The sequence below is a fragment of the Yoonia sp. JB2-21 genome (genome assembly GCF_055693545.1).
On record NZ_JBVFUC010000001.1, the window covers coordinates 1659338 to 1683201 of the forward strand.

The 23864-nt window shown below is 56.3% G+C and carries 29 protein-coding genes; 8 read left to right on the forward strand and 21 right to left on the reverse strand.

The genetic code is table 11. The features are described 5' to 3' along the window. Window positions 1-76: 76 nt before the first annotated feature. From ACZ1G5_RS08320 to ACZ1G5_RS08330, 3 genes are all read right to left on the reverse strand, one after another. Window positions 77-859 (reverse strand): ABC transporter ATP-binding protein, encoded by a 783-nt coding sequence (locus ACZ1G5_RS08320; RefSeq protein ID WP_472734300.1) that lies wholly within the window; start codon window positions 857-859, stop codon window positions 77-79. Window positions 860-1071: 212 nt separating this feature from the next. Then, window positions 1072-2526, reverse strand: a complete 1455-nt coding sequence (gene hydA / locus ACZ1G5_RS08325) for a dihydropyrimidinase (RefSeq protein WP_472732391.1) — start codon at window positions 2524-2526, stop codon at window positions 1072-1074. 90 nt (window positions 2527-2616) lie between these two features. Further along, a complete protein-coding gene (locus tag ACZ1G5_RS08330) occupies window positions 2617-3867 on the reverse strand; it encodes a Zn-dependent hydrolase (protein WP_472732392.1) in 1251 nt (416 codons plus the stop codon). Between the two features lie 164 nt (window positions 3868-4031). Here ACZ1G5_RS08330 and ACZ1G5_RS08335 point away from each other — a divergent pair, with 164 nt between their 5' ends. The 3 genes from ACZ1G5_RS08335 (at window position 4032) to ACZ1G5_RS08345 (ending at window position 5854) form a co-directional block, all read left to right on the forward strand. Continuing rightward, the gene (locus ACZ1G5_RS08335) at window positions 4032-4634 is read left to right on the forward strand and encodes a TetR family transcriptional regulator C-terminal domain-containing protein (protein WP_472732393.1); all 603 of its coding nucleotides are present in this window, start codon (window positions 4032-4034) and stop codon (window positions 4632-4634) included. Between the two features lie 215 nt (window positions 4635-4849). Next, the gene (locus ACZ1G5_RS08340; RefSeq protein ID WP_472732394.1) at window positions 4850-5209 is read left to right on the forward strand and encodes a hypothetical protein; all 360 of its coding nucleotides are present in this window, start codon (window positions 4850-4852) and stop codon (window positions 5207-5209) included. Window positions 5210-5230: 21 nt separating this feature from the next. Further along, window positions 5231-5854 (forward strand): zeta toxin family protein, encoded by a 624-nt coding sequence (locus ACZ1G5_RS08345; RefSeq protein ID WP_472732395.1) that lies wholly within the window; start codon window positions 5231-5233, stop codon window positions 5852-5854. Here ACZ1G5_RS08345 and preA read toward each other — a convergent pair whose 3' ends face one another. The 4 genes from preA to ACZ1G5_RS08365 all read right to left on the reverse strand — a co-directional run bounded on the left by preA (window position 5855) and on the right by ACZ1G5_RS08365 (window position 9945). Continuing rightward, complete coding sequence (gene preA / locus ACZ1G5_RS08350; RefSeq protein WP_472732396.1) at window positions 5855-7159, reverse strand: NAD-dependent dihydropyrimidine dehydrogenase subunit PreA; 1305 nt, start codon at window positions 7157-7159, stop codon at window positions 5855-5857. Between the two features lie 21 nt (window positions 7160-7180). Beyond that, on the reverse strand, window positions 7181-7540 hold the full coding sequence (locus ACZ1G5_RS08355) for a hypothetical protein (RefSeq protein WP_472732397.1): 360 nt from the start codon (window positions 7538-7540) through the stop codon (window positions 7181-7183). After that, window positions 7537-8871 carry an NAD(P)-dependent oxidoreductase gene (locus ACZ1G5_RS08360; protein WP_472732398.1) on the reverse strand — a complete coding sequence of 445 codons (1335 nt, stop codon included), beginning with the start codon at window positions 8869-8871 and terminating at the stop codon, window positions 7537-7539. Before ACZ1G5_RS08360 ends, ACZ1G5_RS08355 begins: the two co-directional genes overlap by 4 nt. A 165-nt stretch (window positions 8872-9036) precedes the next feature. Next, entirely contained in the window at window positions 9037-9945 is a 909-nt protein-coding gene (locus ACZ1G5_RS08365; protein ID WP_472732399.1) for a Gfo/Idh/MocA family protein, read from the reverse strand. Window positions 9946-10016: 71 nt separating this feature from the next. Here ACZ1G5_RS08365 and ACZ1G5_RS08370 point away from each other — a divergent pair, with 71 nt between their 5' ends. Both ACZ1G5_RS08370 and ACZ1G5_RS08375 read left to right on the forward strand, forming a co-directional pair. Next, window positions 10017-10766 (forward strand): class II aldolase and adducin N-terminal domain-containing protein, encoded by a 750-nt coding sequence (locus ACZ1G5_RS08370; protein WP_472732400.1) that lies wholly within the window; start codon window positions 10017-10019, stop codon window positions 10764-10766. Window positions 10767-10844: 78 nt separating this feature from the next. Next, window positions 10845-11300: a hypothetical protein gene (locus ACZ1G5_RS08375; RefSeq protein ID WP_472732401.1), complete on the forward strand. Its 456-nt coding sequence runs from the start codon at window positions 10845-10847 to the stop codon at window positions 11298-11300. Here the strand turns inward: ACZ1G5_RS08375 and ACZ1G5_RS08380 are convergent. Beyond that, a complete protein-coding gene (locus ACZ1G5_RS08380; RefSeq protein ID WP_472732402.1) occupies window positions 11297-11551 on the reverse strand; it encodes a hypothetical protein in 255 nt (84 codons plus the stop codon). The genes ACZ1G5_RS08375 and ACZ1G5_RS08380 overlap by 4 nt on opposite strands. A gap of 80 nt (window positions 11552-11631) precedes the next feature. Next, a complete protein-coding gene (locus ACZ1G5_RS08385; protein WP_472732403.1) occupies window positions 11632-12258 on the reverse strand; it encodes a class I SAM-dependent DNA methyltransferase in 627 nt (208 codons plus the stop codon). Between the two features lie 55 nt (window positions 12259-12313). On the opposite strand from ACZ1G5_RS08385, the gene ACZ1G5_RS08390 reads away from it, so the two are divergent. Next, a complete protein-coding gene (locus ACZ1G5_RS08390) occupies window positions 12314-13174 on the forward strand; it encodes an SDR family oxidoreductase (protein ID WP_472732404.1) in 861 nt (286 codons plus the stop codon). Here ACZ1G5_RS08390 and ACZ1G5_RS08395 read toward each other — a convergent pair. Continuing rightward, on the reverse strand, window positions 13140-13871 hold the full coding sequence (locus ACZ1G5_RS08395; protein ID WP_472732405.1) for an androgen-induced gene 1 family protein: 732 nt from the start codon (window positions 13869-13871) through the stop codon (window positions 13140-13142). The two genes, ACZ1G5_RS08390 and ACZ1G5_RS08395, sit on opposite strands and share 35 nt — an antisense overlap. 60 nt (window positions 13872-13931) lie before the next feature. Here ACZ1G5_RS08395 and ACZ1G5_RS08400 point away from each other — a divergent pair, with 60 nt between their 5' ends. Further along, window positions 13932-14708, forward strand: a complete 777-nt coding sequence (locus ACZ1G5_RS08400) for an ion transporter (RefSeq protein WP_472732406.1) — start codon at window positions 13932-13934, stop codon at window positions 14706-14708. A gap of 48 nt (window positions 14709-14756) precedes the next feature. Here ACZ1G5_RS08400 and ACZ1G5_RS08405 read toward each other — a convergent pair whose 3' ends face one another. The 10 genes from ACZ1G5_RS08405 to ACZ1G5_RS08450 all read right to left on the reverse strand — a co-directional run bounded on the left by ACZ1G5_RS08405 (window position 14757) and on the right by ACZ1G5_RS08450 (window position 22021). Then, a complete protein-coding gene (locus ACZ1G5_RS08405) occupies window positions 14757-14930 on the reverse strand; it encodes a hypothetical protein (protein ID WP_472732407.1) in 174 nt (57 codons plus the stop codon). Beyond that, window positions 14927-15115, reverse strand: coding sequence for a hypothetical protein (locus tag ACZ1G5_RS08410; protein WP_472732408.1), 189 nt, complete (start codon window positions 15113-15115; stop codon window positions 14927-14929). Before ACZ1G5_RS08410 ends, ACZ1G5_RS08405 begins: the two co-directional genes overlap by 4 nt. Window positions 15116-15242: 127 nt before the next feature. Then, window positions 15243-15617: a pentapeptide repeat-containing protein gene (locus ACZ1G5_RS08415; protein ID WP_472732409.1), complete on the reverse strand. Its 375-nt coding sequence runs from the start codon at window positions 15615-15617 to the stop codon at window positions 15243-15245. Window positions 15618-15677: 60 nt separating this feature from the next. Beyond that, entirely contained in the window at window positions 15678-17591 is a 1914-nt protein-coding gene (dxs, locus tag ACZ1G5_RS08420) for a 1-deoxy-D-xylulose-5-phosphate synthase (RefSeq protein ID WP_472732410.1), read from the reverse strand. Between the two features lie 24 nt (window positions 17592-17615). Further along, window positions 17616-18521, reverse strand: coding sequence for a polyprenyl synthetase family protein (locus ACZ1G5_RS08425; protein WP_472732411.1), 906 nt, complete (start codon window positions 18519-18521; stop codon window positions 17616-17618). Next, window positions 18514-18747, reverse strand: coding sequence for an exodeoxyribonuclease VII small subunit (locus ACZ1G5_RS08430; protein WP_472732412.1), 234 nt, complete (start codon window positions 18745-18747; stop codon window positions 18514-18516). The genes ACZ1G5_RS08425 and ACZ1G5_RS08430 overlap by 8 nt, the downstream gene beginning before the upstream one ends. After that, window positions 18744-19667: a histone deacetylase family protein gene (locus ACZ1G5_RS08435; RefSeq protein ID WP_472732413.1), complete on the reverse strand. Its 924-nt coding sequence runs from the start codon at window positions 19665-19667 to the stop codon at window positions 18744-18746. Before ACZ1G5_RS08435 ends, ACZ1G5_RS08430 begins: the two co-directional genes overlap by 4 nt. Window positions 19668-19948: 281 nt before the next feature. After that, complete coding sequence (locus ACZ1G5_RS08440; RefSeq protein WP_472732414.1) at window positions 19949-20440, reverse strand: hypothetical protein; 492 nt, start codon at window positions 20438-20440, stop codon at window positions 19949-19951. Between the two features lie 376 nt (window positions 20441-20816). Next, the gene (locus ACZ1G5_RS08445; RefSeq protein ID WP_472732415.1) at window positions 20817-21518 is read right to left on the reverse strand and encodes a response regulator; all 702 of its coding nucleotides are present in this window, start codon (window positions 21516-21518) and stop codon (window positions 20817-20819) included. After that, entirely contained in the window at window positions 21515-22021 is a 507-nt protein-coding gene (locus ACZ1G5_RS08450; protein ID WP_472732416.1) for a MarR family winged helix-turn-helix transcriptional regulator, read from the reverse strand. Before ACZ1G5_RS08450 ends, ACZ1G5_RS08445 begins: the two co-directional genes overlap by 4 nt. Window positions 22022-22168: 147 nt before the next feature. On the opposite strand from ACZ1G5_RS08450, the gene ACZ1G5_RS08455 reads away from it, so the two are divergent. Beyond that, window positions 22169-23038: a branched-chain amino acid aminotransferase gene (locus tag ACZ1G5_RS08455; RefSeq protein ID WP_472732417.1), complete on the forward strand. Its 870-nt coding sequence runs from the start codon at window positions 22169-22171 to the stop codon at window positions 23036-23038. Window positions 23039-23638: 600 nt separating this feature from the next. Here ACZ1G5_RS08455 and ACZ1G5_RS08460 read toward each other — a convergent pair. Further along, window positions 23639-23824 carry a hypothetical protein gene (locus ACZ1G5_RS08460; RefSeq protein WP_472732418.1) on the reverse strand — a complete coding sequence of 62 codons (186 nt, stop codon included), beginning with the start codon at window positions 23822-23824 and terminating at the stop codon, window positions 23639-23641. Between the last annotated feature and the right edge of the window lie 40 nt (window positions 23825-23864).

The window sequence follows — 23864 nt, forward strand, 5'->3', positions numbered from 1 at the left end:
TGACTTTCCATGTCCAATCAAACTTCCGGTCGTCATTTCTGCGCCATTGGTCCGAGCGGAAATGGCGACGGCACCCCTAGTCATCCACATGCCCCGCCCGCAGGCCATCACGCACCCGGTGCGCCACAGCAATAAACTCCGCACTATCGCGAATATCCAAAGGCCGCTCTTTGGGAAGTGGGCTGTCAATCACATCCGTAATCCGACCCGGACGCGGGGACATGACAACAATCTTGGTCGACAGATAGACCGCCTCCGGGATCGAGTGCGTCACAAACCCAATCGTCTTTTCCGTCCGCGCCCACAGCTGCAACAACTGCTCATTGAGGTGATCGCGCACAATCTCATCCAGCGCGCCAAAGGGTTCGTCCATCAACAAAATATCCGCATCAAACGCCAAGGCGCGGGCAATCGAGGCGCGCTGCTGCATCCCGCCAGACAATTGCCAAGGAAATTTTTTCTCGAACCCGGCCAGATCAACCAGCTCCAAGACACGGCCCACCCGCTCATTCTGTTCGGCGTTAGAGAACCCCATGATCTCCAGTGGCAGCTTGATATTGCCGCCAATCGTGCGCCACGGATAAAGGCCAGCCGCCTGAAACACATACCCATAAGCGCGCGCCATGCGCGCCTCTTCGGGTGTCATGCCGTTGACGGTGATGTCACCGCCCGTCGGTGCCTCTAGCCCCGCGATACAACGCAAGAACGTGGTTTTGCCACAGCCAGACGGGCCGATGAAAGAGACGAAGTCCCCTTTGTTGATCTCAAGGTTCACGTCCTTAAGGGCGTGCACAGGTCCATCGTTTGTTTGGAAGGTGAGGTTGAGGTCGGTGGCGGAAATCACAGTCAATCTTCTGATTTCCCCATTTCCACTTCCAGATTGTTGAGCCACTCCTCACGCGCAAGCACATCGTTGGGATTCAGCTCCCAATTCACGCGCTCCGCCATTTCTTTGGAGGCCCTTGAGTTCTACGCCCTGCTCTCGAAGATGCTTTATCGCATCGATCATACGTCGATCACCGACGAGACGATAAAGTTTTATCTTTGCTTCCGCATCTAGAGTCTGCAAACTCAAACCCCCGTCGCCGGAATACCCGTCCGCTTCACAGGCTGCGGCGCGGTCAGTTCTTTCCAAGACGACAGCGCCTTGTTCACCGGCGTATTCGCCTCGCGTTTCACGAACTTACCGTGGCCTTCCTGCGTGCGCACTTCGCCGTCATGGATCGCCACATGGCCGCGCGTCAGGGTAAAGCGCGGCAGGCCCTTCACTTCTTTGCCTTCGAACACGTTGTAGTCGATGGCCGATTGCTGCGTACTGGCGGTGATCGTCTTGGTCTTCGCAGGATCCCACACCACCAGATCAGCATCGGCACCAACCATCACGGCCCCCTTCTTGGGATAGCAATTCAGGATCTTCGCGATATTGGTCGAGGTCACCGCCACAAATTCATTCGGCGTCAGACGCCCCGTTTCAACCCCATGGGTCCAAAGCATCGGCATCCGGTCCTCAAGACCGCCAGTGCCATTCGGAATCTTCGAGAAATCACCCACGCCGCTGCGCTTTTGCTCCGTCGTAAAGGCGCAATGGTCCGTGGCCACCACGCTAAGCGACCCCGACTGCAACCCAGCCCAGAGACTATCCTGATGCTGCTTGTTGCGGAACGGCGGCGACATCACACGGCGCGCGGCGTGGTCCCAATCTTTGTTGAAATACTCGCTTTCATCCAGCGTCAGATGCTGGATCAGCGGCTCGCCCCAGACGCGCTTACCCTGCTGGCGGGCACGGCGGATCGCCTCATGCGCCTCTTCGCAGGATGTATGCACGACATAAAGCGGCACACCCGCCATATCGGCAATCATAATGGCGCGGTTCGTCGCCTCGCCCTCAACTTGGCTAGGGCGGGAATAGGCATGCGCCTCCGGCCCGGTATTGCCCTCGGCCAGCAGTTTCGCCGTCATCTCGGCCACGACATCGCCGTTCTCGGCGTGGACCATCGCGACGGCGCCCAGTTCTGAAAGGCGGTTGAAGGATGAGAACAGCTCATCATCATTCACCATAAGCGCGCCTTTATAGGCGAGGAAGTGCTTGAACGTGTTGATCCCGCGATCCTTGACCACGGTTTCCATGTCGTTGAACACCTGCTCGCCCCACCATGTCACGGCCATGTGGAAGGAATAATCGCAATTGGCGCGGGTCGATTTATTGTCCCAGCGCTTGATCGCATCGAGCAGGCTCTCGCCCTGATTGGGCAGGCAAAAATCCACGACCATCGTGGTACCACCGGCAAGACCCGCGCGCGTACCACTTTCAAAATCATCGCTGGAATATGTGCCCATGAAGGGCATCTCAAGATGCACATGCGGGTCAATGCCACCCGGCATGACATAGCAACCAGTCGCATCCAGTTCTTCGTCGCCCTTCAGGTTCGGACCGATTTCCACAATAGTGCCGCCGTCGATCAGGACATCGGCCTGATAGGTCAGGTCATGCGTAACGATGGTGCCGTTCTTGATGACTTTGGTCATAAGCTTCTCCCTGTCGGCCTGTACGCAGGCCTTCATCTTCTCATGTTCTCAAATACCTCGGGGAGGCCGGAGGCCGGGGGCAGCGCCCCCTTACCCCACAATCTCCGCCGTCTCGACCACCGCATGAAACAGCACATCCGTCCCCGCCGCTGCCCATTCCGGCGAAATCTCTTCCGCCTCATTATGGCTTAGCCCGTCTACGCAAGGGCACATCACCATCGCCGTCGGATAGAGGTCGTTGATCCAGCAGGCATCGTGCCCCGCGCCAGACACGATATCCATGTGACTATAACCCAAGCGTCCCGCCGCATCGCGCACAGCCTTCACGCAGCCTTCATCGAAGGCGGGCGGGTCAAACTGGCCCACGATCTCGCAGGAAAACTCCACGCCGATCTCTTCACAAAGCTTCGGCGCACGTTCGTTGAGCTTCGCAACCATCGCGTTCAGCTTATCCAGCAGATGTGTGCGCATATCGACGGTAAAGACGACCTTGCCGGGGATGATGTTGCGTGAATTCGGATAGACGTCGATATGCCCGATGGCCCCCACCGCATTCGGTTGGTTCTTCATCGCGATCTCATGCACCAGTTCCGTGACCAGCGCCAAACCACGGCCTGCGTTCTTGCGCATATGCATGGGCGTCGATCCGGTGTGGCTTTCCTTGCCCGTCACCGTGCATTCGATCCAACGCAGGCCTTGGCCATGGGTGACGACGCCGATGTCTTTGCCCTCAGCTTCCAAAATCGGGCCTTGCTCGATGTGCAGCTCAAAGAACGCATGCATCTTACGATCGCCGACTTTTTCTTCGCCCTTCCAGCCGATCCGCTCCAGCTCATCCCCGAAACGTTTACCATCCGCATCAACACGGTCATTGGCCCATTCCAGCGTATGTTTGCCAGCAAACACACCAGAGGCAAGCATGGCGGGCGCGTAACGCGTGCCTTCCTCGTTGGTCCAGTTTGTGACCACGATTGGGTGTTTTGTCTTGATATCTAAATCATTCAGCGTGCGCAGGATTTCGAGGCCGCCCAGCACGCCCAACACACCGTCGTATTTGCCGCCCGTCGGCTGCGTATCTAAGTGAGAGCCGACATAAACGGGCAATGCATCAGGGTCCGTGCCTTCGCGTCGGGCAAACATATTGCCGATCTCGTCAACGCCCATCGTACAGCCCGCAGCCTCGCACCATTTTTGGAACAGATGGCGGCCTTCGCTGTCTTCATCGGTCAAGGTCTGGCGGTTGTTGCCACCTGCCACACCGGGGCCGATCTTTGCCATTTCCATCAGGCTGTCCCATAGCCGCTCACCATTGATCCTCAGGTTTTCGCCGGGTGCTGCCATTTTGGGAACTCCTTCATCTTGGTTTGACCAACTGGTCAAAACAACGCTAACAGAGGGAAGGTATCAGTCAAGTTTTCCGCTCGGATCGCAGGCAGATGCGGACAAAGCTGGCAAAAGAGAGCAATATCGCCCCCTGCCGCCTGTAAATTGAGCAAAGGATTGGCATGACCAAACCGCCGACCCGCATTCAGCAACGCAATCGCGCAGCGATCCTGTCGGCGGGACTTGATATATTTTCAAAGTATGGGTTTCGCGGATCAACGCTGGATCAGATCGCAGAGGCGGCAGGGTTGTCAAAACCCAACCTGCTTTACTACTTTCCATCGAAAGAATCGATCCACGCGGCCCTGCTGGAACGTCTGCTGGAAACATGGCTTGATCCGCTCAAGGCGCTTGATGGCGCCGGCGACCCGATTACCGAAATTATGGGTTATGCCCAGCGCAAACTGGCGCTCAGCCGCGACTATCCGCGCGAAAGCCGTCTTTTCGCCAATGAGATTTTGCAAGGCGCGCCACGGATTGGAGGGCTACTAGAGAATGATCTCCGGGCTCTTGTCGATGGGAAAGCGGATATAATCAGAGGTTGGGTAGATGATGGCAAGATAGCGGAGGTGGACCCCTATCATCTTATCTTTTCAATCTGGGCCCTCACGCAACACTACGCAGATTTTGATGTGCAGGTTCGTGCCGTACTAGGTACGGATGACCCATTTGACGGTGCTGAAGACTACATCACGATGTTCGTCAAGCGTATCCTTCAACTGTGATCACAAACCGGCTACGTGGTTGTATGAGCTCAGACAAACCGCCATATTAAGCGAATGATGCTGAAAAGAGCAGTAAATGCACCGTTTTTTAGGATCGTCGGCGGAAAATATGGATAGCCGCCGCAATTTTGGCCAAAATTCGTCGAACAATGATTGGCACTTGACCTGCGACTATAACCTCGATTCACTGCTGCTAGGCGAAAGGGATTTCTGATATGGACGAAAAAATCGTACATTCACCTGCATCCAAAATGGGATCGCAACCCGAAACGCGCGATGGCGACACACCGGGGACTTTCACGATTTTGCAAGTGCTTGAGGCCGCTATCGCGGCTGGAACAGTGCAGATTGCGGGCGGGCGTGACAAAAGCGCCATTCGTAGAGATGCCGCAAAGATCATGGATCGGCTGCGACCGCAGCTCACCCCCGAAGAACTGTTTAATATTCAGTTCCCTAAAGAAAGAAATGTGACCGAGATGGGCGCGGACGCTTGGAACAGCGCATTTGAAGCCGCAGGAACACAGGCTATTGCGGCGGCAACGGCGCTTGGCCTGACGCCAGCAAACCGCAGATAGCGGCAAGAGCCGTCCAAGTAGATGGCGGTCCGCCCAACATTGCTTGTCATCGGGGGCCCGAACGGGTCCGGCAAAACAACAGTGCTTTCGTTTCTGCAACGTGCCGGGCGTGAAATACCAGACTATGCGAACGCGGACGAGATTGCCCAAACGCTTACCGGCAATCTGCATGAACGCAATGTCCAGTCCCAACTGATTGTAAGAAATAGGCGCGACGCGGCGATTAAGGCACGGGCATCATTCTCTTACGAAACGGTGATGTCACATCACAGCCATGTGGACGCAATGGTTCAGGCAAGACAGCTAGGTTTCTTTGTGCAATTGGTTTTCGTCACAACCGACGACCCGCAGATAAACGTACGACGCGTCGCAAATCGCGTCATTGAAGGCGGGCATGACGTGCCCACGGGTAGGATCATAAATCGCTACCACCGCATTTTTAACGAAACACTGTTTGACGCTATCGCGGCCGCAGATGAAGCAATGTTGTTTGACACGACACGCGGGGATACAGAGGCCAAGCCACAATGCGTAGCACATATCCGTGGCTGGCACGTCACTGTCAAAGAACCAGAAGGACTGTCGTGGCCCGTCATCCTGCTTGGCCGCATGCGGGCAGACCCTCGGTTCATTTTTGGAAGTTGACTACTCCGCGGCAACCGCACCAGGATTGTTCGGGTGCGTCGTCCAGTTGGCGTATTCCTTTTCAACAACCTTGCCAGTGCGCGGATCCACCTGTCCCGGTTGCATCGCCTCCATCGTGATGCAGTTTTCAACCGGGCAAACGTCAACACACAGGTTGCAAGCCACACATTCCGCATCAATCACGGAGAAAGTCCGGTCCTCTGACATGGCAATCGCCTGGTGGCTGGTATCTTCACAGGCGGCATAGCAGCGTCCGCATTTAATACAGTCATCCTGATTGATCTTGGCTTTCGCGACATAGTTGAGGTTGAGGTACTGCCAGTCGGTCACATTGGGCACAGCACGGCCAACAACCTCTTCAACACAGGTATAACCCTTTTCATCCATCCATTGTGACAAACCGCTGATCATCTCTTGCACAACCTTGAAACCATAGGTCATGGCGGCGGTGCAGACCTGCACGTTACCGCAGCCAAGGCTGATAAACTCTGCCGCGTCACGCCATGTTGTGATCCCGCCGATGCCGCTGATGGGTAAACCATGTGTATCAGGGTTGCGCGCGATCTCGGACACCATCGACATGGCGATGGGTTTGACCGCAGGGCCGCAATAGCCGCCGTGCGACCCTTTGCCATCAATGGATGGCTCGGGCGACATGGTGTCGAGGTTCACCGAAGTAATGGAGTTGATCGTGTTGATCAGGCTGACCGCATCGGCCCCACCGCGCATCGCCGCTGCTGCCGGTTTGCGCACGTCAGTGATGTTCGGCGTCAGTTTCACGATCACCGGCTTGTCGTAGTACTGCTTGCACCACCGCGTGACCATTTCGATATATTCAGGCACCTGACCCACAGCGGCACCCATACCCCGTTCGGACATACCATGCGGGCAGCCAAAGTTCAGCTCGATCCCGTCCGCCCCTGTCGCCGCGACGCGGGGCAGAATGTCTTTCCATGCCTGTTCTTCGCACGGCACCATGATCGAGACAATCATCGCGCGATCCGGATAATCCGCTTTCACGCGGGTAATCTCTTCAAGGTTCACTTCCAACGGGCGGTCTGTAATCAGCTCAATGTTGTTGAGCCCCAACAACCGCCGATCTGCGCCATAGATCGCGCCATAGCGTGGGCCGTTGACGTTCACCACAGGTGGCCCTTCGGACCCCAATGTCTTCCAAACGACCCCTCCCCAGCCTGCTTCGAAAGCACGGCGGACGTTGTATTCCTTGTCCGTTGGCGGGGCCGAGGCCAGCCAAAACGGGTTCGGGGATTTGATCCCAAGAAAGTCAGTTGTTAGATCAGCCATGATTGGTTTCTCCTGTCTAAATCAGCCGCATGCACCAAAGCGCCCAGCGGGAACGCGATCAAGATACACGTCCATATCAATGTCATTCACCAGCACCATCCGCAGATGACGGCTGCCAAGTTCTAAGGTTTCGGTCGTGACTGGATCGGTTGACATATCCAAAACATAGATGTTCCGGCAGTCAATGAACCCATGCACAGATGAGGCCTTGATCGTGGGCGCATCTATCCAGTCGCAGATAGTATGTTCGTTAAAGCCGATGGCACCAGGTTCCACATGGATCACTTCATCGCGCGAACACCGGGACCCCAGGAAAGGGTCCGGCTGCGCTATGACAGGTGCCGCGACAATCACAGTCAATATGACGGTCGCAGCTTTCACCCCGCTGCCATCAGCGTTGCGTGAATATCCATTGCAGCATCCCGTCCCTCGGCCACCGCTGTCACGGTCAGGTCATCACCGCCGCTGGCGCAATCACCGCCAGCCCAAACACTGGCGCGGCTGGTGCGTCCGGCCCCTGTGACCGCGATTTTGCGACCCTCAAGCGTGAGACCCCCATCAGTGGTCAGCGTTTGACCAATCGCCTTGAAAACCTGATCGGCGGCCAGACGCACGGTTTCGCCCGTACCTTTCAGGCCCGTGCCATCGTCTGAGGTGTATTCCAGCTCAATCTCGCGTACAGCCCCATTGCCGTGGATGGCAACCGGCTGTGCATTGAACATTAACCGCACACCTTTGGAAGCGGCCAGATCTTGTTCGTATTTGCTGGCACTCATGGCGTCGCGTCCACGCCGGTAGGCGATTGTCACGTTCTGCGCGCCCAGCAGTTTCGACTGCACCGCTGCATCAACCGCTGTCATACCGCCGCCAATCACCACAACATCACGCCCAACAGGAAGGGACGCAAGATCATCGACCTGACGCAGTTCGCGGATAAAGTCCACGGCGTCACGCACCCCGTTCTTGTCTTCACCGTCGCTGCGCAGCGCGTTTACACCGCCAAGACCGACGCTAAGGAAAACAGCCGGGAAACACCCCACCAGATCGTCCAGTTTCAGGTCGTCCCCCAACCGCATGCCATGCTTGATGGTGATGCCACCGATGCCCAGCAGCCAATCAACCTCGCGCGCGGCAAAATCATCAGTGGATTTATAGGCCGCGATCCCGAATTCGTTCAGACCGCCCGGCTTTGCCGCGGCGTCATAGAGTGTCACATCGTGGCCATACATCGCCAACCGATGCGCACATGCCAGACCGGCCGGACCCGCGCCCACCACGGCAACCTTCTTGCCGGTCTCAGGCGCGCGATCATAAGGATGGCGCTGCTTGGCCATCAACGCATCTGTGGCATGCCGCTGCAAACGTCCGATCTCAACCGGTTTGCCCTCGGCCAACTCGCGCACGCAGGCCTGTTCGCACAAATCTTCGGTCGGACAAACGCGGGCACACATGCCGCCAAGAATATTCTGGTCAAAGATGGTTTTGGCCGCTGCCTCGGGCGTGCCTGTGCTGATTTGCCGAATAAACAACGGAATGTCGATGTCTGTCGGGCAAGCGGTCACACAAGGCGCATCATGGCAAAAGTAACAGCGATCCGCAGCAACCGCCGCCTCATGCGGGGCAAATGGCGCATGCAGGTCGTCGAAGTTTTCTGCAAGCGTCTCGGCGGGCAAGCGGCCTGCCGTTATTCCGGGTGTCATTGGCGTGGACATTGGGCTTTCCTGTCGTAGCTATTCGACGACAGCGTGCCACAAGTTTATTTTTTATCAAATGGTAAATTTTTGGCAGTTTGCGAAGCCGACCCACCCCACTCGCATGGAACCGATAAACACCTTCGTACCCAAGCCAGATTAGTAATATAAAATCAGATGTTTAGATCAAAAGTGAAACGGCTCGACGGTGACCCGTTTGCCCAAGGTCAGTGCATCCGCAACATGGATCATCGGCGCCAGGTCGATTTCTGATGCACCTGTTTTGACCAATTCGGCCATCCGATCATAGAGCGCGGGGTATTCGCGATCCGCGCCCGCTTCGATCTCTGCCCCGTCGATGACCAACCGCGCACCACCGTCATGCAACTGCAAAGTGCCGTCCGGCGTGTCAACGGTCACGTCCCAACTTTGCGGGCCCTCTTGGCGCCAGTCAAAGTCGCCACTGACATTCTGCGTCCATTGCATCTGCGCCGCAATCGGCGTGTCGCAATTTGATGGAAAGAACAGCTCAGCACCGCGCAAATGGATCGGCATTGGCAGAATTTCTGTAATGATCGAGAGCGCATTGCTGCCCGGATCAAAGACCCCCATACCACCGGGCGCAAAAACCCATTCCTGCCCCGGATGCCAGCGCCGCACGTCTTCCTTCCAGCTGATATGCGCGCCCGTGATGTCTTTGTCGGCAAGCCATGCTTTGGCCGGGGAAACCCCTTTGGCCATCCGGCTGTGCCACGTTGTATAAAGCGTAACACCCGCCGCCCGGGCCATATCGGCCAGTGCATGCACCTCTGCGAGCGTGGCACCAGGGGGTTTTTCCAGCATCACATGACGCCCGGCCGCAATGGCCTTGGCTGCATAGTCATATCGCGGCACCGGCGGCAGGCAGAGCGATATGACAGGGATATCCATCCGCTCTGCCAGCATCTGATCGAAATCAGTATAGGCTGGAACGCCGTCCACTGTGCCTGCACGGCTGACGGTCGCGACCAGTTCCCAATCATTGCTGCCGTTGATGGACGGCACATGCTGATCGACAGCAATCTTGCCGATCCCTACCAGACAAATCGGTGTCATCAGTGGGCTTCCTTTGAAGGGGTGTTTGGGCCATCAATACCCTGCGTCACATCCAATTCCAAGGAGCCGCCATGAATACGCATCCACAAAATATGACACATTGGGCAGAGCGCGTCGATTTGGCCGCGGCCTTTCGTTGGACGGCACGTTTGAACATGCATGAAGGGGTCGCCAACCATATCAGTCTGGCAATCAATGATGATGGGACGAAGTTCCTGATGAACCCCAATCAGATGCACTTTAGCCGGATCAGGGCAAGCGACCTGATCACGGTTGATGCCAACGATCCTGCCACACTTGACGGGCCCAATGCGCCTGATCCAACAGCATGGGGGCTGCATGGCGGTATTCACCGTCTAGTGCCACACGCACGCTGCGCGATGCATGTGCATTCGATTTTCGCAACGGTACTCGCATCCCTCAAGGACAGTCGCCTACCGCCCATCGACCAGAATTGCTGCACCTTCTTTAACCGCTATGTCATCGACGACGGATACGAGGGCCTCGCGTTTGAAGACGAAGGCGCGCGCTGCGCTGCACAGTTCACCGACCCCAAAAAGAAGGTCATGATCATGGGCAACCACGGGGTGCTGGTCATCGGCGATAACGTGGCCGAAACATTCAACCGGATGTATTATTTTGAGCGGGCCTGCGAAACATACATCCGCGCGCTGCAAACGGGCATGGAACTGCGCGTTCTGTCCGATGACATTGCCGAGAAAACCGCGCAAGAGCTTGAGGAATATCCAGAGCAGGACATCCGCCATCTGGCCGAACTGAAAGCGATTTTGGACGAAGAAGGATCAACCTACGCCACCTGACCAAACCGGTTTCTGACACCGAAGTGGTTGTTTTAAGACAAAGAATACCCATATCTTGACCGGGGCAGGAGGGACGACATGTCGACAACAGCAGGTGACTTACGAAACCACAAGTGGGGCCTTGCCTCGATTGTCCTTGGCGGCTTGGCACTTGCCGTGACCTGTATTGTGATGTTTGCGGGACCATTTGGACCGCAACAAAGTGTGGGTAACACGATTGGCCAGATCATCGGCGAAATCAGCCTTTCCGCAATCAATACCGTCAGAGGCGAGGGGCTACCCCCACCCGAAACGGCACCTTGGGACATTGACCGGGTCTTGATGATCACCGGTCCGATCCTGGCGATCTTTGCGTGCCTTGCGGCCATCATCTCGGGCTTTAAGCATGATCCTTGGCGGCTACCGACCTATGGTGCCACGCTTGGGGTTTCTGCGATCGTTGTGCAATTTATATGGTGGGTCGTGTTGATTTTCGCGGCCGTCGCACTGCTTGTATCAATCATTGAAAACGGGCCGAGCTTCCTCGAATTCTAGGCCGCGTGGATCGTATCCACAAAATCGCGCATGGGCTGATAGCGGGTAAGAATGATCTCGCCCAAAACCTCTTTGCCAAGCCGCGTGATTTGCACCTGTCGCGTGGTCGTATGCGCCTCGACCAGACGCAACCGGATCAGGCAATCAGCAGATGGGCAATCCACCTCGCCACGCCCAAGGCCATGACAGCGCAACGCGTCTTGTTCATCATCAGATAGCTGGGCGGCAAGTAGTTTTGCGATGCGTGACATAAAAAGGCTCCTCGTTACTGATACAGACTTAGGTATCGCCGCGGGCCAGAATTAGGGGGAAAACAGCGCAATGCTTCCCGCTAACGCTTTCGAAAGATCGCCAATCGCGCCATATCGCGACGATGGTGGTCGTCAGCGCGGTCGTCATAAATGCGAACATCGCGTGTCGTGAGGTCCACAATCTGACCATCCAAACCCGCGAACACAGCCTCAAACCCAGCTGACACATAGTGGGCCGCATTCACGGACAGAACAAACAGCGCACCGGGCGCGGCAATATTCAGAAGATTGTGCAAAGCATCAGGCCCCACATGGCCCAACGTAAAGGTCCCCGCACTCACCACGCCAGCATAAGACGCATCCAACATCTCCAACGGCTTTGTCACATCGCAGGCAACCAGCTCTCGATACTCACCCTTAAGCCGCGCAACGTCCAGCATCTCATTTGACAGATCAATCCCGTCAACAGGGCGGGTATTCATCCGGCGCAAATGTGTACAGACAAGCCCGGTACCGGCACCCACATCCAAAACCGGGCCCACACCACCCGCACCCACAAAAGCCGCCGCAACTTCACGGGCAAGCTGATAACCCTGCCCCTCGCTGAACACGGCATCATAGCTATGCGACCATGACCGGTAGAGCGCCTTCACCTCTTCGGGTGACGACATCGCATAAGCGTCATCAACATTTGGATTCTTCCCCATCGCAAAACGCTACCACAGGCTTGCGCATTCTCAAGCACTCAGGCACGAAAAGCACATGACAAAGACGCTCCTTTCCTTTGGCCACGGCTATAGCGCCCGCGCCCTGTCCCGCCTGCTTTTGCCCCAAGACTGGCGGATCATCGGCACCACCCGGTCCGAAGATAAGGCGCCGCGGCTGATGAACGAAGGGATAGAACCGCGCATCTGGCCCGGCGCCGATATGATCCCTGCATTGAACGCGGCAACGCATGTTTTGATCTCGGCCGCCCCCGATGATGCAGGCGACCCTGTCTTGGCAGAATTGCGCAATGAAATAAAGACGCGCGCCAACCAGTTTGAATGGGTCGGCTACCTTTCAACAACCGGCGTTTACGGCGACCACCAAGGCGGTTGGGTCGATGAAAACACCGCCCTGACACCCGCCACGAAACGGGGCATCGCACGGGTCAAAGCCGAAGCAGAATGGGCCGCCATTCCCGATCTGCCCCTGCATATCTTCCGTCTTGCGGGCATATATGGTCCCGGACGCGGGCCATTTTCCAAGGTCCGCAATGGCACCGCGCGACGGATCATCAAAAAGGGCCAAGTATTCAGCCGTACCCATGTTGCCGACATCGCGCGCATCCTTGCGGCCTCTATCGCAAAGCCCAATCCGGGTGCGGCCTATAACGTCTGCGACGATGACCCGGCCCCACCCGAAGACGTCATCGCCTATGCCGCTGAATTGCTTGGGCTGCCAATCCCCGAAGCGGTGGATTTTGAAACCGCCGATATGACCCCGATGGCGCGCAGCTTTTATGCGGAAAGCAAGAAAGTACGGAACAATCGAATCAAGGAAGAATTGGGTGTAGAACTGCTCTACCCCGACTATCGGGCCGGGCTTAAGGCGTTGTTGGCACAGGAAATTGGCGCCTGACGACCCAGGCGATGCCCGCAAAGATCACCAAAAGCACAACGGCCGTACCAAGATTGATGCCGTAGAACACAGCACGATCAGCAAACTCCAGATCGTTCAGAAAGCCATAAGGGAACCCGCTTGTGACCGTACCGGCGGGGTTGCTGTTCAGCGACTGCCAGACCAATTCGGCCAAGGCGATATAGGCCCCGATCACGCCAAACAACCATGCGGCCGCGGCACCGATCCTGGTAAAGCTGCGATGAATGAACAGCGCATCAATGATGATCAGCAACGGGCCCAGCCCATGCCGATAGATTTCCTGATGATAGTCGCTGAAATTGCCATCACCTGTCACCAGAACCGAGTCTGCGTAAAAGATCCGCCAATAGAGGATCAACACCATCGTATTCAGCACAGCCGCCATGCTGATAAAGCCATCCCAACGGCGCTCCGAACGCCCTTCCTCCAGCGCCATCAGGCGGCTGAACGCAAAGAACGCGCAAAACAATCCCCAAATGGTCAGAAAGCGGAACGGACCACCAAATTCATCCCAATCGCTTAATATCAGCGTGTGGATGCAATAACCGCCTGCCAAAAGAAACGCGGCCCAGCGGAAAATCAAACGAGGGGTCATCGACATAGAAAGCTCACCTTTCAGGCGAATAATGCGCAGGCCTGCGGATATCCGTCCAGCATAACCCAACGTCTCGGGCAACCCTTGCTGTTGTGTTGCAAACAACCCATATCTGAAACGCTCCTGACCTAAGGCAACGTGATGACTCTTCGACAAAAAACCACTGCACTGCTCGCGACCTCATGGTTCCGCAACTTCATTGTCGGCGTCATCATCTTCAACGCCATCATTTTGGGGATGGAGACATCAAAAACGATCATGGCCGCCGCCGGACCGCTGATCGAGATGCTGGATCAAATCTGTCTGGCGATCTTTGTTGTCGAACTCGCGCTCAAGTTCCTTGCCCAACGCTTGCAGTTCTTCCGCAGCGGCTGGAACATCTTTGATTTCATTATCGTTGGCGTCTCGCTGGTCCCCGGCAACGGCGGGCTGTCGGTTCTGCGCGCGCTGCGCATTCTGCGGGTGCTGCGCGTCATTTCGGTGGTGCCATCACTGCGCCGGGTAGTCGAAGGGTTCGTCACCGCCCTGCCGGGCATGGGGTCGGTCTTTCTTCTGATGGGGATCGTGTTCTATATCGCTGCCGTCATGGCGACAAAGCTCTTTGGCGACGCATTTCCGGAATGGTTCGGCACGCTGGGCAAATCGGGCTACTCGCTGTTTCAGATCATGACGCTAGAAAGCTGGTCGATGGGCATCGTGCGCCCGGTGATGGAGGTCTACCCCTACGCGTGGGCCTTCTTTGTACCCTTTATCATGGTGACGACATTTGCGGTGGTAAACCTGCTGGTCGGTCTGATCGTGAACTCGATGCAAGACGCGCATGCGGAAGAAGGGAACGCCGCAACAGATGCCTACCGGGACGAAGTGCTGACGAAGCTAGAGGCGATTGAAAAGCGGTTGGATCAGCGCCAAAAGTAAGAGACGGACATCTTGCGAAAGCAATTTCAGCAAAAGGCAGACTTGGCGCTAGTCAAACGATAGGATGCCCCACTTCAAAGGGCCGCGTGTCGACACCATGTCGTCGGTTTCGCATTCTTCTGCTTTCACAACCAACCGATCAACCAGCGCGACATCGATAGGCGAGAGCGCCTCGGACTTTGGTTGTTCCTGACGTGCCTTCGTGGCTTTCTTCTCGGTCATACCCGGCACTCCACGCGGCGTGCTGCAAAAACGGCAGAAGTGACCAATACCGCCGATCCGCCAAAACTATATGCAGTTGCCACGATCCATGGCTCTAAGCCAAGAATAAAGGCCAACAGCGCAAGGGTTGCTCCGCCAAAAACTGAATTGGCAAGGTGTGCGACGAGAGAGACATCATTCTTCATAGCGGTGATCCTAGTTGGTGAGACTATGTCACCTGCCTAGCGTCGGATCACCATGCCCGCCTATGGGAATAAAATTCGGTTGTTCCCCGGACGTAACGTCACTTTTGGACGGCAGGAGCCTAGGATTCTATGTCGCGTCCAATGCGGCAAACAAGTCGGTCACCAAAACACCGTTGATTGTCATTCCCGTTAGATCAGCGTTCTGAATGCTGGCGTTGGATAGATTTGCGCCGCTGATTTTCACATCGGACAGGTTTGCATTGGTGATCGTGACGTTCGACATATTCACATTGTTGAAACGGGCGTTGCCCAAATTCACATCGTCAAATGCAGCAGCCCCCAGATTTGTGTCACCAAACGATGTATTTGTCATCACAGCAAAAAATCTGGCACCGGCCAAGTTCACGCCATCGAATTGACTACGTGACATGTCCGCCCGCGTGTAGGTTTCGTCCTGCAACTGCGGTCCATGAAACGGATTTTGATCATCAGTCTCTGCCATTGTGGCCCCCTTTGAGCCAAAGGATTACACAGACAAAACAAGACGACCAGTCACCAGATGCTAAGCCCGCTTTTCCAGCGTAGCCACGCCCATCACCTCAAGTACCTTCGCCTCGATATGTTCAGCATTCATACCGGCGACGTCATACATCGCTTTGGGGCTGGCTTGGTCAATGAATACGTCCGGCAGTACCATCGACCGGAACTTCAGCCCGTGATCGAACACGCCCTCGTCCGCCAAAAGTTGCGCAACATGTGACCCAAAACCACCCACTGCACCTTCTTCGACGGTAATCAGCGCGTCATGCTCTGCCGCCAATTTCAGGATCAAATCGCGATCCAGCGGTTTGGCAAAACGCGCATCGGCGACTGTTGGCTTGATGCCCTTCGCCTCCAATGCCTCGCAGGCTTTGGTCACCTCCTGCAGACGGGTGCCGAAAGACAGGATCGCCACTTGGCTCCCTTCGCGGATCATGCGGCCCTTGCCGATGTCCAGCACTTCCGGGTTCTCGGGCATCTCAACGCCCACCCCTTCACCACGCGGGAAACGGAATGCAATGGGTCCGTCATCATGGGCGGCGGCGGTTGCCACCATACGCACCAGTTCCGCCTCATCAGCAGCGGCCATGACAACAAAGCCGGGCAGGTTCGACAGGTAGCCCACGTCAAAAGACCCCGCATGCGTGGCCCCATCGGCCCCCACAAGCCCCGCGCGGTCAATCGCAAAGCGCACGGGCAACCGCTGGATTGCAACATCATGCACAACCTGGTCGTAGCCACGCTGCAGGAAGGTCGAATATAGCGCGCAGAACGGGCGCATCCCGCCGGCAGCAAGCCCCGCGCTGAAGGTCACCGCATGCTGTTCGGCGATGCCCACATCAAAGCAGCGGCTGGTATAGCGTTCCATGAATTTAGTCAGGCCGGTCCCGTCGGGCATTGCTGCCGTCACCGCACAAATCTTGGGATCATCCGCGGCCATATTCACCAAGGTTTCAGCAAAAACAGAGGTATAAGACGGCGCGTTGCTGGGTGACTTCTTTTGCTTTCCGGTGATCACATCAAACTTGGCCGTGGCATGGCCCTTGTCGCTCGCAGTCTCAGCCGGAGCATAGCCCTTGCCCTTTTTCGTGATCGCATGGATCAGGATCGGCCCATCGGCGCGCAGTTTCACCGTGCGCAACACGGACAATAGCTGTTCCATGTCGTGCCCATCAATCGGACCAAGGTAGGAAAACCCAAGCTCTTCAAACAGCGTCCCGCCGACAGTCATATGCTTGAGCATATCCTTGGCGCGCTTGGCCCCTTCGCGGAACGGCTCTGGCAAAAGCGACACCGCGCCCTTTGCCGCTGCCTTGAATTCCTGAAACGGCTCGCCCGCGTAAAGGCGCGACAGATAGGACGACATCGCGCCCGTTGGCGGCGCAATCGACATTTCATTGTCATTCAGGATCACAATCAATCGCTTGCCCAGATGGCCTGCGTTATTCATCGCCTCATAGGCCATGCCTGCGGACATCGCACCATCACCGATGATCGCAATGGCGTCGCCACCTTCACCACCCAGATCACGGGCCACAGCAAAACCAAGGGCCGCTGAAATCGACGTGCTGGAATGGGCGGCGCCGAAAGGATCATAGGGGCTCTCGGATCGTTTGGTAAATCCACTCAGGCCGCCTTCGGTCCGCAAGGTCCGGATGCGGTCGCGGCGGCCGGTCAGGATCTTATGCGGATAGCATTGGTGGGACACGTCCCAGATGATCTTGTCCTTGGGCGCATCAAAAACAGCATGCAGGGCCACCGTCATCTCAACCACACCCAGCCCGGCACCCAGATGGCCACCGGTTTCCGATACTGCGGAAATCGTCTCGGCCCGCAGTTCACTGGCCAGCTGTCGCAGCTCGGCATCTGACATGCCCTTCATATCGTCAGGCGTGTTGACGCGGTCCAAGACGGGGGTGTGGGGCTGGTCTGACATGGCGGCCTTTCTAGGCGGTATTTCTCAGTGCGTGCGCGCAATCACAAACTGTGCGGCCTCTTTCAAGGTCTCGGCATCCTCGCCATAAGGTGATAGCGCATCGCAGGCCTCTTCCACCAGTTCAGAAGCGCGGCTTTTCGCCCCATCCAAACCCAGCAATGATACGAAAGTGGCCTTACCGGCGGCGGCATCTTTGCCCACGGCCTTACCAACAGTGGCGGCATCGCCCGTGGCATCCAGCACGTCGTCAGCGATTTGAAACGCCAACCCCAGGCTGTTCCCATAGATGGACAGGGGTTCACGCTCTGCCTCGGCCATGCGCGGCCCGACAAGGGCAGACCATGAAATCAACGCACCTGTCTTGGCAGCTTGAAGTTCCATAATCTGATCAAGGTCCAGCGGCACTGCGGCACTTTCGGCCGCAATATCCATTGCCTGCCCGCCAACCATGCCGCGGACACCTGCGGCGTTGGACAATGACATCAGCAGGTTCAACTTGGCACGCGGCGCACATTCGGCCTGCACCAGCAATTCAAAGGCCAGCGCCTGCAAGCCATCACCGGCCAACACGGCGGTCGCCTCGTTCCATTTCTTATGCACGGTCGGCTGACCACGGCGCAGCGCATCATCATCCATGCAAGGCAGATCATCATGAGCCAGCGAATAGGCGTGAATACATTCAATCGCCGCCGCCGCACCAGCGGCAGCAACGGGATTGATCCCGTGCAAGCGGGCGGTTTCCAACGCAAGAAACGCGCGTAGGGCCTTTCCGCCAGTTACGGCATACAGCATCGCTTCGGACACATCGCTGTCCAAGCCGCTGAGGGCAAAACCAATCCGGGCCTCTGCGATCGTTGCGGCTTGTGCGAGCGCCTCCTGCAAAGGACGCGGGGCAAGGGCGGCAATCTGATATGTCTGCGCGTCAGCCATCAAGCGGCTCCGTGCCAGCGGCCTGACCACCTTCGCCCAGCGTAATCTTGGCGACCTTCTCTTCGGCCTCCTTCAGCTTGGCCTCGCACCGGGCCTTGAGCGCCGCGCCACGTTCATAAAGGGCAATGCTGTCATCTAATGCGACATCGCCGCGCTCTAGCTGACCAACGACTGTTTCCAGCTCCTTGATCGCATCTTCAAAGCTCATCTTGTCGACGTCACTCATCGGCCTCTTTCCTCCAAAACCTTTACATGGGCGGCAGCAGATGCGCCCAATGCAGCCAGGTCATATCCGCCTTCCAGACTTGATACTACCCGACCCTGACAATGCGTGTCGGCTACATCGCAAATACGCTGCGTGACCCAACCAAAATCTTCTGTACTTAAATTCATACCAGCTAATGGATCATCCTTATGTGCATCAAATCCAGCCGAAATTATGACAAGTTGAGGGGAAAATGCGTCAACTCTGGGTAGAACAAGACGCTCCATCACATCCCGAAAGACGACCGACCCCGTGCCTTCAGGCAAAGGCACGTTCAGGACATTGTCCACACCAACCTCATGCGCCGCACCAGTGCCGGGATACAAAGGTGACTGGTGGGTCGAACAAAACAGAATACGCGGATCATCCTCGACCAGATCCTGCGTGCCATTCCCATGGTGGACGTCAAAATCAATAATCGCCACACGGTCCAGCCCGTGATGGTCCAACGCATGCTTGGCCCCGATCACGACATTGCCGAAAAAGCAAAAGCCCATCGCGGTCTGGCGTTCCGCATGGTGACCGGGCGGGCGCACAGCGGCAAAAGCATTCGCAACCTCGCCACCCAGCACCATATCAACGGCACGCACAACCCCGCCCGCCGCGCGGTAAGCGGCGGTCAACGTACCGGGAGACATATGGGTATCTGCATCCAAAGACCGCCACCCCTCGGTTGGGGCGGCCGCACGGATTGCATCAACATGGGCCTGTGGATGAGCGCGCAACAGATCATCTTCGGCAGCCAAAGGGGCCTTGATGCGTTCTAACTGTATCTCTTCAAGCGCGCCCAAAACCGCATCCAAACGGGCCACCTGTTCAGGATGGCCGGGAGGCGTGACATGGTCCGCGCAATCGTCGTGGGAAATCAGTGCAGTTGTCATGTGGGTAAAAGACGGGATTCTGAGGTGGAGGGCAACCGTGTTTCGATTGTCAGATGCCTGCGTTATGAGAACAGCCGTTCAAGGGTAGACGGCGAAGGGCCGGTTAGAGCCCACTTTACCCGATGCTGCGCTCTGCACGAATGACTGCTATCATGAGAGCGAGCAAAAACCTTCAACAACCACTTAGGTTTTGAACGGGGTTTTTGGCAGCGTCAATCGAGGTGTTTTGGCCCTGTGCCAAAAAGGAGGGGTTTTGGAAGGGTGTGAAGTAATGCCCATATCTAAGCGCCCTGGACCCAAGTAAGCCGGACTTCCAGAAACTCGCGCAATGTTGGATTATGGGCGGGATAGCCTTCTATATTTGTGTCCCACGGTGACAACACTATCGGTTCTGATCCGTTCGCATCAGGAAACAAAAGGCAGATCCGGTGATGTCCACATTCCAGCATCTCATAGCCAAAGACAGTAAGTGCGGCTCCATCTGGAAAACCCTCTTTCAGCAGGATGCCATGTTCCTCAAGCAATGGCTCCAAATCCACCATGTTCATGGGCGTGGTGCCAGTCACTCTTTCGGTGGCATGATCAAGAAATGCTGGTTTGTTTTCGCCAACCGATCCGGGCTCTGTAAGAGGGTCAAAGCGTTTGATGTCAGGCCATACCGAACTCACTGGGTTTAAGAGTTCGGTCACGCCGCACCAGCGCTCACCTGGGTAAAGGTTTGTGGCCCCGTCGAGGAACGAGTAAAATTCAAGCGCATCGCCGACTAAAGTCACCCTTCTAGGCCCTAAAATTGTGGCCAACTCGGTAACTGGTTCATCGCGATATACAATGTTTGAATGTGGACGAGGTAGGTCTGCATACATCTCGCTGACTTCGGATTCTGCAGCTTGCCGAATGGCTTCAATCAAATTGCGCACTTTAGTATCTCATAAATGCTGATTGCATATTGGTATCATCAGGAATTGTCGTCGCATACTCAAAAAGAGGGCTCGGAGTAGCCATCTAGGCATCCTCCCAAAAACCACCGTTTTTGGAAGTGGTCACCAAAGCGGCCATTGGGGCACTTGCGGCAAAGGTCTGGAAGATCCGCTTCTTCACCGTTAGAACGCTCACCCTTGATGTCTGCTTCTCAACGTAAGCAACCAGCCCCTACTCCGGCGCCAACATATACCCAGCCCCACGTACAGTCTGCAAATACCTTGGCTGTTTGGGATCAACCTCGATCTTGCGCCGTAACCGCGTGATCTGCACGTCGACCGCGCGTTCCTGCGTTTGCCCACCTGACCGGCTGAGTTCCTCAACCAGCCGCGTCCGCGTCACCGCTTCTCCGGGGCTGCCTGAGAATATGCGCATCAGCTGGCTTTCAGTCGCGGTCAGCCGCACCAGCTTTTCGCCATGCCACATCTCGCCGCGTTCAATATCATAGCGGACCGGACCCATGTTCAGGACTTTTGGCAGAACGACAGCAGGTTCCGCCGCGGGGACGCGGCGCAAAATCGCATTGATGCGCAGCAACAGTTCTTTGGGTTCAAACGGCTTGGCCAGATAGTCATCGGCCCCTGCCTCAAGCCCAGTAATCCGATCATCCGTGCCGCCCTTGGCGGTCAGCAACAGGATCGGCGTCGTGATGGTCTTGCGCAAATCGCAGCACAGCGCCATGCCGTCTTCGCCCGGCATCATCACATCCAACACGATCAGATCAAATTCAAGACCCGACAGAATGCGCCGCGCATGGGCGGCATCGCGGGCCGTGCTGACCAGAAAACCTGACCGCATCAAGAACTTCTGCAACAGACCGCGAATACGTTCGTCGTCATCAACAATCAGCAGGTGGGCGTCGTCGTTAGTCATTCCGGTCTATCCTTCATCGCCTCGTAATGGTGGCGGGTCTCTTCATCCATCATGGCCTCCAGCACCTGCCGAAATCCGGCAACCGCCGCCGGACCAGCCGCACGGTATGCGGCGCGCATCCGGTCACGCTGGGCATCCGACAAGGCGCGTTCTAACTCAGCACCTGCGGGCGTTAAATGCAAATGGCGTTCGCGTTTGTCCCTTTGGCCTACGGTGCTAGCCACCAAACCGTCTTCGATCAAAGTACGCAACACACGATTAAGCGATTGTTTTGTAACGCCAAGAATGGACAACAGATTGTTGACGGTTGTGCCGGGACTGCGGTGAATAAAATGAATAGCGCGGTGATGCGCGCGTCCATAGGACTTCATGGCCAGAATGCGATCAGGGTCTGCCGTAAATCCGCGATAGGCAAAAAACATCGCCTCGATCCCTTTGCGCAATTGTTCATCCGTCAAGAACAGAAGGCTTTGCCCCGTTTGTGGCTGCAACCCGTCACCCATGCGCGTCCTCCCCTATGTCTCACCATCACAATACGTCAGCTTTGTTGACATTCCAAGAATCAACTCTTAGGAAAATGTAGAAACTACGCAATATTATGTCCGAAACGGACCTATCAGCGTAACAAATGCAAAATGGCGGAGGGTATGATGGCCGGTGCATATGACGACAGAGACGGAAAAATCTGGATGGACGGCCAGCTGGTCGACTGGCGCGATGCAAATGTCCACATCCTGACCCATGCAATGCACTATGCATCATCCGTGTTCGAAGGCGAACGCTGCTATTCCGGCAAGATCTTCAAGTCGCGCGAACACTCTGAGCGTCTGATCAAATCAGGCCAGCTGATCGACTTTGAAATCCCCTACACCGTGGATGAAATCGAAGCAGCCAAACAAGCAGCCCTTGACGCGAACGGCCTGACCGACGCCTATGTGCGCCCCGTCGCATGGCGCGGATCCGGCGAAGACATGGGTGTCGCTGCGGCAAAGAACCCGGTCCATCTGGCCGTCGCTGTGTGGGAATGGGGAAACTACTACGGCGACGCCAAGATGAAGGGTGCCAAGCTCGACATCGCCAAATGGAAACGGCCCAGCCCGGAAACTGCACCCTCGCAGGCGAAAGCCGCTGGCCTCTACATGATCGCGACAATGTCCAAGCACGCGGCCGAGGCCAAAGGCTGTTCGGACGCCATGATGTTCGACTATCGCGGCTATGTGGCCGAGGCGACAGGCGCGAATATCTTCTTTGTCAAAGATGGTGAAATCCACACGCCGAACGCCGACGCCTTCCTCAACGGGATCACCCGCCAGACGGTGATCGGGATGCTGAAAGACAAAGGCCTGACGGTGAACGAACGGGTCATCATGCCCGAAGAACTGGAAGGGTTTGAGCAATGCTGGCTCACCGGTACTGCGGCAGAAGTCACACCTGTCGGTCAAATCGGCGACTACAACTTTGAGGTTGGCGCGATCACACGCGAGATTGCCGAAGACTACGAGAAGTTGGTTCGGGCCTGATACTGCACTAACAATTTGCAAGCTGGCGGAATCTGTACTCGAAACCGCCCCATCGTAGGCGCTAACTCCGACCATGGGGCGGTACTCTATTTTATTGCCGATACCGGCGCGTTGTTCCTACCACAACCAAAAGATACAAGGATCTTCGAAAACCAAGACGCAAAGATGATCTTCGTATGGGCCGCAAACGCCGCCGCAATCGTCAGCGTGTGCTGCAGGTGCGATCCCCATTGGGACAACAAAAGTAAGTGCGAAAACAAAATTCTTCATCCGTCATTCCTTTTCAAATATAGACCGAAAACAACACAATTGCGCCATTCAGGCGCGCCGGTGTCAAGCACAACCAAAACGTGCAGGCGCAATTTCGCCGCCTGGCCAGAAATACGACGCGAACGAGAAGTTATCGGCCCGGTCTCCATGCCCCACATTTTCGCGCTATTCATGTTGAATTGGAACACTGGATCATACCGCGTCCATAAACCCAGCATGGAAAACCAAGACGCTATTCAACACACAATTCCGCGGATTAGCCGAAAACTGGTGCGCGGGTGACACGCACTGGCGGGGGTAACAGTTGCGCTCTGACGCCCCTTTTCTTGACTAAACCCGCTCACCTCGCGCTAGTCGTGCATAGAACTTCGCGCGCAATTGCCAGGCACGCTTGCGACTGCGCCTTTGCAGCGCCACGGTCGCTGGATTGGGGCGCTTGCCATGCTCTATCGCGACTGCGCGTGCTGTCATCGCAGTTGTCACAGTCTTTGGTCGGTCTAACGTATGTTTCGTCATGTCATCCTCCGATCTGGAACACCATCATAGCACATATTTG